General features: G+C 74.9%; 14 protein-coding genes. 9 read left to right on the plus strand and 5 right to left on the minus strand.

All coding sequences use genetic code 11. The annotated features are described in order from the left end of the window. The first annotated feature begins 51 nt into the window (after window positions 1-51). From ACIQF6_RS16140 to ACIQF6_RS16155, 4 genes are all read left to right on the plus strand, one after another. Entirely contained in the window at window positions 52-1,257 is a 1,206-nt protein-coding gene (locus ACIQF6_RS16140) for an NAD(P)/FAD-dependent oxidoreductase (RefSeq protein WP_400894917.1), read from the plus strand. Window positions 1,258-1,277: 20 nt separating this feature from the next. Next, window positions 1,278-1,643 (plus strand): Rv2175c family DNA-binding protein, encoded by a 366-nt coding sequence (locus ACIQF6_RS16145; protein WP_400894919.1) that lies wholly within the window; start codon window positions 1,278-1,280, stop codon window positions 1,641-1,643. Further along, entirely contained in the window at window positions 1,640-2,287 is a 648-nt protein-coding gene (thiE, locus tag ACIQF6_RS16150; RefSeq protein WP_400894922.1) for a thiamine phosphate synthase, read from the plus strand. Before ACIQF6_RS16145 ends, thiE begins: the two co-directional genes overlap by 4 nt. A 144-nt stretch (window positions 2,288-2,431) precedes the next feature. Continuing rightward, a complete protein-coding gene (locus tag ACIQF6_RS16155; RefSeq protein WP_400894925.1) occupies window positions 2,432-3,049 on the plus strand; it encodes a VanZ family protein in 618 nt (205 codons plus the stop codon). A gap of 42 nt (window positions 3,050-3,091) precedes the next feature. Here ACIQF6_RS16155 and ACIQF6_RS16160 read toward each other — a convergent pair whose 3' ends face one another. After that, entirely contained in the window at window positions 3,092-4,198 is a 1,107-nt protein-coding gene (locus tag ACIQF6_RS16160; RefSeq protein WP_400894927.1) for a polyprenyl synthetase family protein, read from the minus strand. 176 nt (window positions 4,199-4,374) lie between these two features. Here ACIQF6_RS16160 and metF point away from each other — a divergent pair, with 176 nt between their 5' ends. Both metF and ACIQF6_RS16170 read left to right on the plus strand, forming a co-directional pair. Further along, complete coding sequence (metF, locus tag ACIQF6_RS16165) at window positions 4,375-5,289, plus strand: methylenetetrahydrofolate reductase [NAD(P)H] (RefSeq protein WP_400894929.1); 915 nt, start codon at window positions 4,375-4,377, stop codon at window positions 5,287-5,289. Window positions 5,290-5,463: 174 nt separating this feature from the next. Continuing rightward, window positions 5,464-6,216, plus strand: coding sequence for a hypothetical protein (locus ACIQF6_RS16170; RefSeq protein ID WP_400894931.1), 753 nt, complete (start codon window positions 5,464-5,466; stop codon window positions 6,214-6,216). 7 nt (window positions 6,217-6,223) lie between these two features. Here ACIQF6_RS16170 and ACIQF6_RS16175 read toward each other — a convergent pair whose 3' ends face one another. Further along, on the minus strand, window positions 6,224-7,615 hold the full coding sequence (locus ACIQF6_RS16175) for a phytoene desaturase family protein (RefSeq protein WP_400894933.1): 1,392 nt from the start codon (window positions 7,613-7,615) through the stop codon (window positions 6,224-6,226). Window positions 7,616-7,678: 63 nt separating this feature from the next. Next, window positions 7,679-8,395 (minus strand): DUF4126 domain-containing protein, encoded by a 717-nt coding sequence (locus ACIQF6_RS16180; RefSeq protein WP_400894935.1) that lies wholly within the window; start codon window positions 8,393-8,395, stop codon window positions 7,679-7,681. Window positions 8,396-8,842: 447 nt separating this feature from the next. On the opposite strand from ACIQF6_RS16180, the gene ACIQF6_RS16185 reads away from it, so the two are divergent. The 3 genes from ACIQF6_RS16185 (at window position 8,843) to ACIQF6_RS16195 (ending at window position 10,789) form a co-directional block, all read left to right on the plus strand. Next, entirely contained in the window at window positions 8,843-9,328 is a 486-nt protein-coding gene (locus ACIQF6_RS16185; protein ID WP_400894937.1) for an SAV_6107 family HEPN domain-containing protein, read from the plus strand. 92 nt (window positions 9,329-9,420) lie between these two features. Beyond that, entirely contained in the window at window positions 9,421-10,173 is a 753-nt protein-coding gene (locus ACIQF6_RS16190) for a methyltransferase domain-containing protein (protein WP_400894939.1), read from the plus strand. 238 nt (window positions 10,174-10,411) lie between these two features. Beyond that, window positions 10,412-10,789 carry a DUF3040 domain-containing protein gene (locus ACIQF6_RS16195; protein ID WP_387643760.1) on the plus strand — a complete coding sequence of 126 codons (378 nt, stop codon included), beginning with the start codon at window positions 10,412-10,414 and terminating at the stop codon, window positions 10,787-10,789. 140 nt (window positions 10,790-10,929) lie between these two features. On the opposite strand, the gene ACIQF6_RS16200 is transcribed toward ACIQF6_RS16195, so the two are convergent. Then, complete coding sequence (locus ACIQF6_RS16200) at window positions 10,930-13,341, minus strand: transglutaminaseTgpA domain-containing protein (protein ID WP_400894942.1); 2,412 nt, start codon at window positions 13,339-13,341, stop codon at window positions 10,930-10,932. After that, window positions 13,338-14,657, minus strand: coding sequence for a DUF58 domain-containing protein (locus tag ACIQF6_RS16205; RefSeq protein WP_400894944.1), 1,320 nt, complete (start codon window positions 14,655-14,657; stop codon window positions 13,338-13,340). Before ACIQF6_RS16205 ends, ACIQF6_RS16200 begins: the two co-directional genes overlap by 4 nt.

Genomic DNA, 14,657 nt, shown 5'->3' on the forward strand with positions numbered 1-14,657 from the left:
CACCTTAACGCCGCGCCCACCCGCTCCCACAGGGGCGTACGGGCGGCTAGGGTGGACGCCGTGGCTGAGCTGAGGGCAACGGACCGGGTCGTCGTGGTCGGGGCGGGCATGGCGGGCGCACAGGCCGCGCTGAACCTGCGGCAGGGCGGCTGGCAGGGCACGATCACCCTGGTCGGCGAGGAACTCCACCTCCCGTACGACCGGCCGCCGCTCTCCAAGGACGTGCTGCTCGGCAAGACCGACGCCACCGCCTTCGAGATCGACTGGACCGACCTCGGCGTCGAACTGCTCACCGGCCGCCGCGCCACCGGCCTGAACGCCGGCGTGCTGCACACCGACCGCGGCGAACTCCCCTACAGCGCCCTGGTGATCGCCACCGGCGCCGACCCCCGCACGCTGCCCGGCCTGCCCGGCGCCCGCACCCTGCGCACCGTCGACGACGCGCACGCGCTGCGCGCCGCGCTCACCCCCGGCAAGCGGGTCGTGCTGGTCGGCGCCGGCTGGATCGGCGCCGAGACCGCCACCGTCGCCCGCGCCCTCGGCTGCCACGTCACCGTCGTCGAGGCCGCAGCCACCCCGCTGGCCGGCGCGCTGCCCGCCGAACTCGGCACGCTGATGGCCCAGTGGTACGCCGCCGCCGGCGTCGAACTGCACTGCGGCGTCGGCGTCGCCGGGGCCGCCGACGGCGGGGTGCTGCTCGCCGACGGCACCCACCTGCCCGCCGACGAGGTGGTGGTCGGCATCGGTGCCCGCCCCGCCACCGGCTGGCTCGCCGACAGCCCGCTGGCCCTCGAACCCGACGGCACGATCCCGGTGGACGACCGGCTGCGCACCGCGCTGCCCGGCGTCTGGGCGGCCGGCGACTGCGTCTCCTACCCGTCCGCCCGGTTCGGCGCCCGGCTGGCCGTCCAGCACTGGGACCACGCCCTGCACTCCGGCGGCACGGTCGCCGCCTCCGTGCTCGGCGCCCTGGACGCGCCCTACGACCCCGTCCCGTACTTCTGGTCCGAGCAGTTCGACCGCATGGTGCAGTACGCGGGCCGGCACGCCGGGGCCGACCACCTGCTGTGGCGCGGCTCCCCGTCCGGGCGCGACTGGTCGGTGCTGTGGCTGCGCGACGGCGCGCCGGTGGCGCTGCTGGCCGTGGACCGGCCGCGCGACCTGGCGCAGGGCCGCCGCCTGATCGAACGCGGCACGGTGCTCGATCCGGAGCTCGCCGCCGACCCGGCCGTCCAGCTGAAGGCGGCGACCGCGTAGCGCGTGGGTAGGCTGGGGGCGTGAGCACTATTGATCCCAAGATTGACGCCCTGGTTCCCGCGTGGCTGTACCTGCCCGACATCTCCGAGCGGTGGGGCGTGGTGATCACCGAGGTCCGCGACATGGTGCGCAGCCGCAAGCTGCTGGCCGTCCGCCGCGGCGCGAACAACTCCCTCCAGGTGCCCGCCGACTTCATCGAGGACGACGGCCCGGTCAAGCACCTGGTCGGCACCCTCACGGTGCTCCGCGACTGCGGCTTCTCCGACCAGGAGATCCTGGAGTGGATGTTCACCGAGGACCCGTCGCTGCCCGGCAGCCCGATCCAGGCCCTGCGCGAGAACCGTGGCACCGAGGTCAAGCGTCGCGCCCAGGCCATGGCGCTGTGACGGACCCGGTGACGGCCCGTCGGCAGCTCGCCGACGCGAAGCTCTACCTCTGCACCGACGCCCGCCGCGAGCAGGGCGACCTGGCGGACTTCCTGGACGCCGTGCTGGCCGGCGGCGTCGACATCGTCCAGCTCCGGGACAAGAACCTGGAGGCCCGCCAGGAACTGGAGTTCCTGGAGGTCTTCGCGGACGCGGCCAAGCGCCACGGCAAGCTGCTGGCCGTCAACGACCGCGCCGACGTCGCGTACGGCGCCCGCCCGGACGTGCTGCACCTCGGGCAGGACGACCTGCCGGTGGCGGTGGCCCGGGCCATCCTCGGCGAGGACGTGCTGATCGGGCGCTCCTGCCACACCGGGGCCGAGGTGGACGCGGCGATCGCCGAACCCGGCGTGGACTACTTCTGCACCGGCCCGGTCTGGCCCACCCCCACCAAGCCCGGCCGGCCCGCCCCCGGCCTCGACCTGGTCCGCCACGCGGCTGCCGCCGGCCCCACCCGGCCCTGGTTCGCGATCGGCGGCATCGACCGGAACAACCTCGACCAGGTGCTGTCCGCCGGCGCCACCCGCGTCGTGGTCGTCCGCGCCCTCACCGCCGCCGAGGACCCGGGCGCAGCAGCGGCACAGCTGGCCGCGCGCCTGCGCTAGGCCCGAACGGGCCGCCTGTGGCGGGCTTCGGGCGGTCGCGGGCAGTCGGCCGTGCGCCCGGGCTTGGCCCGGGCGGGCCGTTGCCGCGGGTTTCGGCCGGGAACCGCGGAGGGCCTCGGTGGTCTCAGTGGAGTCGTGAATCCCATGTCCCGTGTTCGCCGGACGGCGCTGCTCGTTCCGGCCGTGCTTCTCGCCGCAGCTGTCGCGTTCGTCGCGCAGCGGCCGCTGCACCACCGCGCCGGGTGGCAGCCCTGGGTCGGAACGGTCAACGCGGCGGTGTTCTGGTCGCTGGTCGCGTTGCCGCTGTCCGCCGGGCTGGTGCGGGTGCTGGCCCGGCGTCGCGCCGAGGGCGGGCGGCGGCGGGCGTTCGTCGAGGTCGCCATGGTGCACGGGACGCTGCCGTGGGTCTGGATGACCATGCTGCCCGGCCCGGGGGCGGGTGTCGCACCGCGGCGGGTCAGCCTGGTGCCGCTGCACGACCTGTACGACACCCTCACGCTGAGCACCCCGGCCGTCGCGGTGGTGCAGGTCGTCGGCAACCTGCTGGTGTTCGCGGCGCTCGGCTTCTTCGCGCCGATGCGTTTTCGCGCCCTGGCGTCCGTCCCCCGGATGCTGGCGCTCGGTGCGGCCTGCTCGGTGCTGGTGGAGACCGCCCAGTACGTGCTGTGGCTGGACCGGGTCTCCTCGGTGGACGACGTCCTGGTGAACGCCGTCGGCGCCGGCTTGGCCGCGCTCGCCTCCCGGCGGTGGTGGGCGCGCTGACGGGCCGTCGGTGCCGTCGGTTCGTGGCGCGCCGGCAGGCCGTCAGTACTTGCGGACCGTCGCCGCGTCGGCCAGCGCCCGGAGCACCTCGCGGGTCGGTCCGCCGGCGATCGGGGCGGCCTCCAGGGCGGCCAGCGCCTCGGTGAGCAGCTGGTCGATGCGGGCCTCGACGATCGCCGGGGCACCGCTGGCGGAGATCAGCTCGCGCAGCTCGGCCACCTCGTCCGCGGTGAGGTCGGGCGCGCCGAGCCGGGTGTCCAGGTGCTTGGCGTCGACGTCCGACAGGCCGCGCATCGCGTGCGCCACCAGCAGGGTGCGCTTGCCCTCGCGCAGGTCGTCGCCGGCCGGCTTGCCGGTGACCGCCGGGTCGCCGAAGACGCCGAGCAGGTCGTCCCGGAGCTGGAACGCCTCGCCCAGCGGGAGGCCGAAGTTGCCGAGCGCCTCGACCAGGTCGGGGCCGGCACCGGCCAGCAGCGCGCCGACCTGAAGCGGGCGCTCGATGGTGTACTTCGCGGACTTGTAGTGCAGCACCGTCCGGGCGCGGTCCAGCGCGTCGGCGTCGGTGGAGTCGCCCGCCACCGGCTCCAGCACGTCCAGGTACTGGCCGAGCATGACCTCGGTGCGCATCAGGTCGAAGGCCGGCTTGGCGGCGGACACCTCGGCGGGGGGCAGCCCGGAGCGCTGGAACAGCTCGTCGCACCAGATCAGCAGCAGGTCGCCGAGCAGCACCGCCGCGGACGCGCCGTACTGCTCGCGGTCGCCGCACCAGCCGCTGGCCCGGTGCAGGCCCTCGAAGCGGCGGTGCACGGACGGCAGGCCGCGCCGGGTGTCGCTGCGGTCCATCAGGTCGTCGTGCACCAGGGCGCTGGCCTGGAGCAGCTCCAGGGCGGCCGCGGCCCGCTCGATGCCGGGCTCGTCGGCGTCGCCGCCGGCCGCGCGCCAGCCCCAGTAGCAGAACGCCGGGCGCAGCCGCTTGCCGCCGTCGAGCAGGAACTCGCGCAGCGCGTCGGCGACCGGGCCGAGCTGGTCGGAGATGCCGGAGAGCAGGGCGGTCCGTTCGGCCATGAACGTGCTCAGCGCGGCGTTGACGCGGTCGCGCACGTCCTCCGCATCGACGGGATTGCGGGGAAGACGGATGGAGGAGGGCACCTGGAACTCCGGTATAGATTGGGCTGACAGTCAGACTAACGCCCCTGCGCGGGTGCACCCATTCGCCGAGGCCCCGGAGCGGCCCCTCGCGGGCGTGTCCGGAAATCGCTCACCCACCGTCTCAGCCCCTGGACTCGGTTTGTCCGGGCCGCGCCGCCGACGGCTACCCTTCGTGCATGGCACTCGGGATTCCCTCCACCAGAAGCGACCGCGCCCAGACTGTGCGTGACCTCCTGGCGGCAGGCGACCGCTCCTTCTCCTTCGAGTTCATGCCGCCCCGCACCGAGGACGGCGAGCGCAAGCTCTGGGACGCGATCCGCCGGGTCGAGGCGCTCGACCCGAACTTCGTCTGCATGACGTACGGCGCCGGCGGCTCGTCCCGCGGCCGTACCGTCAACCTGGTCGGCCGGATCGCCACCGAGACCACCCTGACCCCCGTCGCGCACCTCACCGCCGTCGACCACTCGGTGGCCGAGCTGCGCAACATCATCGGCCAGTACGCCGACGAGGGCGTCCGCAACGTGCTCGCCGTCCGCGGCGACCCGCCCGGCGACCCGATGGGCGAGTGGGTGCGCCACCCCGAGGGCGTCAGCTACGCCTACGAACTCGTCGAACTCATCAAGGGCATCGGCGACTTCTGCGTCGGCGTGGCCGCGTTCCCGCAGATGCACCCGCGCTCCACCGACTGGGACGAGGACATCAAGCACTTCGTCGCCAAGTGCCGGGCCGGCGCGGACTACGCGATCACCCAGATGTTCTTCGAGGTCGAGGACTACCTGCGGCTGCGCGACCGGGTCGCGGCGGCCGGCTGCGAGACGCCGATCATCCCGGAGATCATGCCGGTCACCAACATCCGCCAGCTGGTCCGCTTCCCCCAGCTGTCCGGCTCGGACTTCCCGCCGGACTTCCGCCGCCGCCTGGAGGCCGCCGCGGACAACCCGGCCGAGGTCCGCGCGGTCGGCCTGGAGCACGCCACCGCCATGGCCGAGCGGCTCCTCGCGGAGGGCGCCCCCGGCCTGCACTTCATCACCCTCAACCACAGCACCTCGACGCTGGAGATCTACCAGAACCTCGGCCTCCACAAGCACTGACGCCCCCGTCGGCCCGGTCCGCCGGGCCGGGCGGGAGGGGCGCGCGGAGGCGCGGACGGGCGCTGGCCGGGAACAGTGCCCGGCCGGGGTGGCGCGGGATGCGGTGCTGTTTGCCCGGAGGCGGTACAGTCGCCCGCAATCGCGCGGTGATGGTGGCGTCTGGAGGTTGCGGGGATGGGCATCGGACACCTGTTCCTCTATGGCGCTTTGGCGCTCGTCGCAGTCTGGCTGACGGCCGAACTGCTGCTGCAGAACCGGGCCGCGCTGCACTGGCGGGCACTCGCCCTGGCAGGGTTCCTCGGCGTCGTCGCGGGGATGACCCGGTCCTCGGTGCCGGTGATAGTGGCGGGCGCCGGAGCCTTCGCGGCAGGCCAGGCGATGGTCACCCTCTCGGTCAAGCGCGGCCGCCCGGTCGGCTGGTCGCTGCGCCGCGCGGACGGCAGCCTCCCCGGCCCGCTGGCGAAGGTCCCGCTGCTGGCCGCGGCCACCGGCGGGGCGACCGTCGCGGCGGTGGCCGCCGAGACGGCCCCGAAGGTCGGCGAGGTCGGCCCGGTCGAGGACGAGCCGGTGGCCGAACAGCCGTACGCGTACGAGGAGTTCCAGGAGATCGAGACCGGCATCTACATCGACGAGTCGGTCGTCCACCAGCAGCCGGAGCAGCAGCAGTACGCCTACCAGCAGCCCGACTACGGCTACCAGCAGCAACAGCAGCCGTACCAGGAGGCGTACCAGGACCCTTACGCCCAGCAGCAGCAGCCGCAGCTGATCGGCTACGACCAGTACGGCCAGCCGGTCTACCAGTTCCCGCAGCAGCAGTACCAGCCGGAGCAGCAGCAGTACCAGCAGCAGCAACAGCAGCAACAGCCGTACATCCCGCAGCAGCCCGGCGAGCAGCAGCACAACTGGTACTACCAGCAGCAGTACTGAGCCGACGTCAGGCCGGGCCGATCAGCCCCGCGGTGATCGACGCGGACATCCCGACCCGGGCCAGCCCGCCGCCGGGGTGGGCGTGCGCGCCGATCAGGTACAGCCCCGGCTCGCCCGCCCGGTTGGCCCGGGCGAGCTGCCCGCCGGCCAGCGCGGGCACCGGGACGGACGCCGTCACCCGGGTCTCCCGCCAGCGCAGCCGCTCCCGCAGGTCGATCCCCGCAGCGGCCAGCCGGGCCAGCAGCTGCTCGGCGTAGGCGTCCTGCCGGGCCTCCGTCAGCTCCGGCCCGGCCGGGACGGTCACGGTCAGCACGGCCGACTCGAAGTCCGCGCCGGGCACCAGCAACGGGTCGTCCGGGCGCAGCAGTTGGATCGTGGGCTGCTCGGGCAGGACACGGTCGGCGAAGACCGCGCGGGCCTCGGCGGCGACGTCCGCGCCGTGCAGCACGGTGCGGTGCGCGGTACCGGCGGGCCGGGCACCGTCCAGGGCGAGCAGCACGGTGAACCGCCCGGGCGCGGGCTCGGCGGGCGCGACCATACCCAGCCCGGGAACGGCCGACAGCACCGCGTCGGCGGCCAGCACCCCCTCGTCGGTGCGCACACCGGTGACCCGCCCGCCCGCACGCTCCAACGCCCGCACCGGCGTGTCGAACCGGAACTCGACGCCGCGGGCCTCGCAGCGCGCGAACACCGCGTCGGCCAGCGCCCGCAGACCGCCGTCCACGTACCAGACGCCGAACGACTGCTCCATGTACGGCAGCACGGTCGCCGAGGCGGGCGCGGTCAGCGGATTCAGGCCGTACCGCAGCGCGAACTCGGCGAGCAGCGCGGTCGGGCCGGACGCGCCGTCCAACTCGCGCGCGGCGACCTCGGCCAGCGTGTGACGGCCGCGCGGCAGCAGCCGGGACAGCCCCCGCCGCGGCGGCACCGGGTACGGGTCGACCGGGTCGACGGCCGGACGGGGCTCCTCCAGCAGCGGGCGACGGGTCGCCTCCCACACCGTCCGGCCCCGGTTGACCACGTCGTTCCAGCGCGAGCCGGCGCCCGCGCCGAACGCCGCGTCCAACGCCTGACCGACCCCGCCGCGCGACGCGTTCGGCAGCACCAGCTCGGTGCCGTCCGCGAACACGTGCCGACTCTCCGGGTCCACCGGCCGCAACCCGACCAGCTGCTCCAACGGCTCCCGGCCGGTCTTCAACGCGAGGTCGCGGTACACCGCGGGCAGCGCGAGCAGCCCCGGCCCGGTGTCGAACCCGAACCCCTCCCGCCGGTACGCCCCCACCTGACCGCCGTACGTCCCGGCGGCCTCCAGCACCGTCACCCGGTGCCCGAGGGTGCCGAGCCTGGACGCGGCGGCCAGACCGCCCATACCTGCGCCGATGACGATGATGCGAGCCATGGCAGGAGATCCTATGCGGCCCTCACGCGGCGGCTGCCTGCGCGGGGCGCGTTCACGTGCAGGTCATTGCGTGAGATCGCGATCCTGCCGATGGAGGTCTTCCGCTTCGCGAGGCTCCGCCCCCTCGCTCCGCCGGGGGGACCCCCGGCGCCCCCGGTCGGGCTCGCCCTCGTCCCGCACGCCCTCACGTGCCCGGGCTCGCGCCCGTCCGCGGTCCCTGCGGCGCAGCCAGAAGCGGCGGATGCGGGACACCGCGAACCAGACCAGCAGGGCGCCGAGCAGCAGCAGGACGGCCGCGGCCGAGGCGGCCAGCCACGGGTGGAAGACGGCCAGGGTGACCAGGCCGGCGACGGAGAGGTCCTCGCCGAGGCTGAGCAGGATGTTGGAGGCGGGCTCGGGGGAGGTGTTGGCCGCCATCCGCAGGCCGGCCTTGACGCCGTGGCTGAGCAGCGCGGTCGTGCCGCCGACCGCGCCGGCGGCGACCTCGCCGAGGGAGCCCGGGTCGTGCGCCGCGAGGAGCGCGCCCACGGTGGCGCCGGCGATCGGGCGGACGAAGGTGTGCACCACGTCCCAGACGGTGTCCACGTACGGGATCTTGTCCAGGACCGCCTCGCACAGGAACAGCACCGCCGCGGCGAGGAGCACATCGGTGCGCTCCAGCACCGGCGGCACCGACTCGGCGCCGCCGAACCGGCCGAACAGGCCCAGCAGCAGCACCACGGCATAGGCGTTGATCCCGCTCGCCCAGCCGCTGGTGAAGATCAGCGGAACGGCCTCCACCGCAGCCCCCCTCGCACGCCCCCCGCCCGGCCCTCGGACGGGATCCGGCCACCGTACCCGCCCCGCCGACCGTCGGGGGCGTCTGAGTATCCGTACTCAGATCGCCGGTTGAGTACCCGCACGGATTCCCGCTGTGACGGCGCGACGGCACAGTAGTGGGCAACGGGACGGCCGCAGGTTGGAGCCGCCCGGAGCGCCCGGGGCAGGCCACGGCCGACGGGGGACAGCTGGCCCGCACCGCAGGCCCTGGGCGCGACCAACGGCCGCACGGCAGGGTCGGGCACCGCCGACACGGGGCGGCGGAGCCCGACTCCCTTCCGGGGGAGCGGCCGTCGGGGACGACCGACCGGCCACGAACGGCCCGGAGTTGTCAGACCCCCCGTTCACGATGGATGCATGCCCGGGCCGACCGGCCCGGGCAAGGTCCGGAGTGAACGGGGGAGACCCATGACCATCAGTCGTCCTGAGCCTGTCGCCCGCCCTGCCGTCGATCAACCCACGCTGCCCGCCGTGCGCGGCGCCGACGTCCACCCGGTGCTGCGCCGGGTGCCCGCCTCGCCGGCCGCGCTCGAACTGCTGCGGCACGCCCACCGCACCCTGGTGTTCGCCCGCAGTCGGCAGGATCCGCTGGAGCGCTACGCCACCGCCCACCTCGCCGCGCTGCGCGCCACCGCCGCCGTGCTCGCGGTCCGCGGCCGCCCCGAGCGCAGTCCGCGCCGCCGCCACGCCATCCGCCCCGCATGGGAGCTGCTGCCCGAGGTCGCTCCCGAACTCGCCGAGTGGGCCGCCTACTTCGCCGCAGGCGCCCGCCGCCGGGCCGCCGCCGAGGCCGGCATCGTCGGCGCCGCCGGGCCGCGCGACGCGGACGACCTGATCCGCAACACCGCTCTGTACCTGCGCATCGTGGAGCGGATCCTGGCCCTGCATCCCTGAACCCGGCACTGCGCCGCACCCTGTCCGCCCTGTTCGGGCGGATAGGGTAAGGGCGTTTCCGCCGTGGAAGTCCTGCCTAGAGGGGTGCCGCCTTGTATCCGACTCGTCCCCGCAGTGCGCTGCGTACCGCTGTGGTGTGGGAGGTGCTGCGCTCGGCGCTGGAACGGCGCTCCGCCGAGCTCGGACGGCCGGTCCTGGAGGTCGTCGACACCGGCGGCGGCACCGGCAACTTCGCCGTGCCGGTGGCCCGGCTGGGCCACCGCGTCACCGTGGTCGACCCCAGCCCCGACGCGCTGTTCGCGCTGGAGCGGCGGGCCGCCGAGGCCGGCGTCACCGACCTGGTCCGCGCCGTCCAGGGCGACACCCAGACGCTCCCCGAGCTGGTCCCGGCCGGCTCGGTCGACGCGGTGCTCTGCCACGGCGTGCTGGAGGTCGTCGACGACCCCGCCGAGGCGCTCGGCAACCTGGTCGGCACGCTCGGCAAGGGCGGCCTGGTCAGCCTGCTGGCCGCCAACCGCAACGGCGCCGTCCTGGCCCGCGCGGTGGCCGGCCAGTTCACCGACGCCCGCACCGCGCTGGACGCCCCCGACGGCCGCTGGGGCGCCGGCGACCCGATGCCCCGCCGCTTCACCGGCGACCAGCTCGACGCCCTCGCCTCCGACGCCGGCCTGCGGGTCACCTCCGTGCACGGCATCCGGGTCTTCGCCGACCTGGTCCCCGGCGTCCTGGTCGACACCGAGCCCGGCGCGCTCGACGCCCTGCTGAAGCTGGAACTGGCCGCCGCCGAGCAGCCCGCGTTCCACGCCGTCGCCACCCAGCTCCACCTGCTCGCCGAAGCGGTCTGACCGCACACCGGCACGCCAGGGGCACCAAGTGGGGGGCCCGCTCGTTGCAGAGGTGCGGGCCCCACGTCGCGGTGGCCCGTGCCACGCCTGATTGACCACGCCGAACCGGGCCCGTGGACCGTATGATCTGGGTAAAGCCGGTAAGCATGACGGCCAGACCGGTGGGGCATATGGACCACGAGGCCCGAGCCAGGGGTGGCGGACCGGTCGCCCCGCGACCGACGAGTAGGAGGACTCCGTGCCGCTCTCGGAGCACGAGCAGCGACTGCTCGAGCAGATGGAGCGAGCGCTGTACGCCGAAGATCCCAAGTTCGCGTCAGCGCTTGAGGGAACCGGCCTGCGCACCTACACCCGTCGGCGGGTCTACCTGGCCGCGGCGGGGTTCGTGGCAGGCATCGCGCTGCTCATGGGCGGCCTGGTCGCGCAGGTCATCTGGGTCAGCGTGGTCGGGTTCCTGGTAATGCTGGGCTGTGCGGTCCTCGCGGTCACCGCGTGGCGTCGAGGCCCGGCCGGACACGGTCCACGGCAGGCGGCAGCGCCACGCCGGAAGACCGGCGTCGTGGACCGAATGGAACAGCGCTGGCAGCGGCGCCGCGACGAGCAGAGCGGGCTGTAGCGCAACCGGAACTCACTACGGAGAGATCCGCCCGAGGAGGGAGCTTCCCTCGTCGGGCGGATCTTTGCGTTCGACGCCTTGCGCCGTCCCGGAGTTCTCCCTCGGCCGGGCCGGGGAGAGAACGCCGGGACGGCGGGGCCCTACTCCTTCGGGGCGCGGCGCAAGCGCCGGGCGACGGCGGCGCGGAGGGCCTCCGTGCGGGCGGCGGTGCGTTCCCGGAGGGCGGCCATGCGGTCCTGGGTGCGCCACCAGAAGCGGACGGTGGAGGCGGGCAGGAGCAGGGCGCGCAGGCGGCGGCCGCGGGAGGCCTGGAGGAGCAGGCCCTCGCGGGCGGTGCGGACGTCGGTGCCGAGGTGCGGGGACGGGTCGGACTCGCGGGCGTACATGACGCGTTCGGTGGCGAGGGCGACCCGGCCGGCGGCCTCGGCCGCGGCGGGGGCGAGGTGGGCGTCCTCGGCGAGCCGGCGGGCGGCGTTCCGGGGCGTGCGGGCCTCGTCCGGGGGCAGCCCCAGGTCCCAGGCGGAGTCGATCAGTTCGGCCCAGGCGGCGAGCACCTGTTGGTCGGTGAGCCGGGGCCCGTCCGCGCCGGGGGCGTGCCGGCCGGTGCCGAGGCGGCGTCGGCGCAGGCGGCCGCGGAGCAGCATCGGGGTGGCCAGCAGGGCGAGCAGCAGGACCAGCCCGGCGGCGCCGAGCAGCGCGGGCGGGCTCTGCCACCACGGGGTGGCGGTGGTGCGGTGCTCGACGGCCAGGGACTGGTCGTCGCAGTCGCCGAGCCGGTGCTGCTGCGAGGTGCAGGTGCTGGAGGCGGACGGTCCGGCGGACGGCTGGTCGGCGGACGCGGAGGCGCTGGGCTGCGCGCTGGGCTGCGCCGAGGCGGCGGCCTGCGGGACGGTGTACCGCGGGGCGGCGCCCCGGTTGGGGGTCGGCTCGAAGCGCATCCAGCCGAGGCCGGAGAAGTACAGCTCGGGCCAGGCGTGGTAGTTGGAACTGCGCACGATCCGGTTGGTGCCGTCGCCGGTGCCGGGGGTGAAGCCGATGGCGACCCGGGCGGGGATGCCGAGCGAGCGGGACATCGCGGCCATGGTGGCGGCGAAGTGCACGCAGAAGCCCTCCTTGTCCTGGAGGAACTTGGCGATGGCGTCCCCGCCGGTACGCGGCTCGATCTTGGTGTTGTAGGTGAAGTCGCCCTTGGTGAAGTACTGCTGGAGGTCGACGGCCATGTCGTACGGGTTGGTGGCGTTCTCGGTGATCTTCCGGGCGGTCTCGCCGACCACGGAGGGCAGGTTGGCCGGCAGCTCCAGGTAGCGCCGGGTGATGTCCTCGGGCGGCGCGGCGGCCGAGCGCAGCTGCGAGGGCTCGGCGTTGATGGTGAGCGAGCCGACGGTGTACGACAGGCCGTTGGTCTTCTGGCCGTTGACGGCGTTGATGGTGCGGCCGGTCCGGTCGAAGCGCCAGTTGTTGGTGGACGGCAGCTCCACCCAGGACACCGGGTACGGCATCGGCAGCCAGACGGTGCTGAGCCGGTCGGAGATCTTGACGTTGGTGCGGACCGTGGTCATGGGCGCGCCGTTGCCCAGGCCCTCGGGGCGGGGCAGCGTGGTGGGCACCGCCTCCTCGGACGGCGTGCCGGCCTTCCACTCCGCGCCGTCGAACTCGCTGAGCTCGGCGACCCGCAGGTAGAGCTGGTCGGCGTCGGGGGCGTCGGTGGAGAAGCGCAGCAGCTCGGTGTCGTCGCTGGAGCGCAGGTTGGCGGTGAGCGCGACCACCAGGTTGAGCGAGCGCTCGTCGCCCGAGCCGCTGCCCTTCCCGGTGCCGCTGCCGCTGTTGCCGAAGCCGCCGAACAGGCCGGCGCCGGCCGAGGGCAGCACGGCGGGCAGCACCAGGGCGGAGGCGAGGGCGATCAGGCCGACCCGGCGGCCGCCGTTGGACAGCGCCACGGCGGAGCGGCCGGTGCCGTGGAAGACCCGGCCCCAGCGGGTGAGCCGGTCCTGGCCCTCGGTGTACAGCAGGATCAGGTAGCCGGCCGCGGCGAACAGGAACCACAGCCACATGCCGCCTGGCGAGCCGGCCAGGCCGCAGCCCACCGAGTACAGGGCGAGCAGCGGCAGGCCTGCGGCGGCGGCCCGGCGGTAGGTGACCGCCAGGGCGTCGACCAGGACGGCGACCAGGGCGACCGAGCCGACCACGATCAGCCGCAGGCCGTCGGTGGTGGGCGCCGGGATCGCGTACTCCTGGATGTCGCTGCCGCCGCCGGCCAGCCGGGTGGCGAGGGCGTCGAGCGCGCCCGGCCCGGGCAGCACGCCGATGCTCATCGCGGACTGCACGGTGGTCAGCATCAGCACGTACACCACCGCGAGCAGTTGCAGCGGCAGCACCAGCGGGCGGGGCAGCGGCAGGCTGCGCAGGCCTGCGCCGGCGGCCGCCGCGACGGCGATCATCAGCATGCCGTGCGGGGCCAGCGCGAAGGAGTCCTTGAACAGCGGGGACAGGGACAGCGCCGCCAGGGCGGTCGCCAGGGCCGCGCAGAGCGTCAACTTGGCCCGGGTGGTCACGCGCCGACCTCGTCTCGGTAGGGAACGGAATTCTGGGTGCGGTCGGCGGCCCGCCACAGTGCGGGCAGCGAGTCGCCGGCCCGCACCGGGAGGACGGTCCAGCCGGCCTCGCGCAGTCGGTGGACCACGGTGTCGCCATGCTCGTCGGCGGCGTCCGGGAAGAGGTGCCGCAGGCCCGCCCAGGTGCCGGTGTCCAGCACCAGGGCGACCGCGCCGCCGGCCCGGCGGCGCAGTCGGGACAGGCGTTCGGCCTGGTCGTCGTCGAGGTCGCCGACGATCGCCACCAGCAGGCCCTCGCCGCCCAGGCGCAGCACCTCCTCGGCGCGGCCGAGGCCGCCGCCGTCGGAGTGCTCGACCACGGCGAGCGCGTCCAGCAGCACGCCGACGGCCTCGGCGGTGGTGGTGTTCGTGCTGCCGTGCTGGGGGTGGGCGCGGCCGGTGTCGGTGAGCAGCCGGGTCTGGTAGCCGCGCTGCACCAGGTCGACGGAGACCGAGGCGGCGGCGGACACCGCCCACTCGAACGAGGAGGCCGGGCCGGAGCCGCGGTGCGCGGTCTCGCGGGTGTCCAGCAGCACGGTGGCGCGGGCCCGGAGCGGCTGCTCCTCCCGACGGACCATCAACTCGCCGTAGCGGGCGGTGGACTTCCAGTGGACCCGGCGCAGGTCGTCGCCGTGCCGGTACTCGCGCGGGATCACGTCGTCGTCGCCGGCCAGTGCCAGCGCGTGCGCGTTGGACTCGCCCTGTCCGGCGGACTCGCCGGGCAGCCGCACCGGCGGCAGGTCCTGGACCTGCGGGACCACGGTGAGCACGTCGGCGGCGCTGAACGAGCGGGTCAGCTCGCACATCCCGAACGGGTCGGACAGCCGCAGTTGCAGCGGGCCGAGCGGGTAGCGTCCGCGCAGGTCGGAGCGGACCCGGTAGGACACCTCGCGGAAGCCGCGCGGCTCGACCCGGTCCAGCACGAAGCGCGGGCGCGGGCCCAGCACGTACGGGACCTTGTCCTCCAGCAGCAGCAGGCCGGTGGGGACCCGGGAGACGTTGTCCAGCCGCAGGTGCACCCGGGCCTCCTGGCCGGCGGCGGCGCGCTGCGGGCTGAGCCGGCGGCCGGAGGCGACCCGGTAGCGGGTGCGCACCAGCAGCAGCGCGGAGGCCAGCGGCAGTACCGCCAGCAGCACGCCGACCTGGAACAGCGCGCTCTGGCCGAACAGGTAGGCGCAGAGCGCGGCGGTCAGGCCGGCGGCCAGGAAGGAGCGCCCCCGGGTGGTGAGCCCCTGCAGGGCGGCGCGCAGCCCGGAGGGCCGGGCGGGGCCCGCCAC

The organism is Kitasatospora sp. NPDC092948 (assembly GCF_044754805.1).
Taxonomy (GTDB): Bacteria; Actinomycetota; Actinomycetes; order Streptomycetales; family Streptomycetaceae; genus Kitasatospora.

What these genes read in the sequence shown, in the direction of transcription:
- ACIQF6_RS16155 (WP_400894925.1), top strand. Translation starts at nt 2,432, where the DNA reads ATGTCCCGTGTTCGCCGGACGGCGCTGCTCGTTCCGGCCGTGCTTCTC.
- metF (WP_400894929.1), top strand. Translation starts at nt 4,375, where the DNA reads ATGGCACTCGGGATTCCCTCCACCAGAAGCGACCGCGCCCAGACTGTG.
- ACIQF6_RS16170 (WP_400894931.1), top strand. Translation starts at nt 5,464, where the DNA reads ATGGGCATCGGACACCTGTTCCTCTATGGCGCTTTGGCGCTCGTCGCA.
- ACIQF6_RS16175 (WP_400894933.1), bottom strand. Translation starts at nt 7,615, where the DNA reads ATGGCTCGCATCATCGTCATCGGCGCAGGTATGGGCGGTCTGGCCGCC.
- ACIQF6_RS16185 (WP_400894937.1), top strand. Translation starts at nt 8,843, where the DNA reads ATGACCATCAGTCGTCCTGAGCCTGTCGCCCGCCCTGCCGTCGATCAA.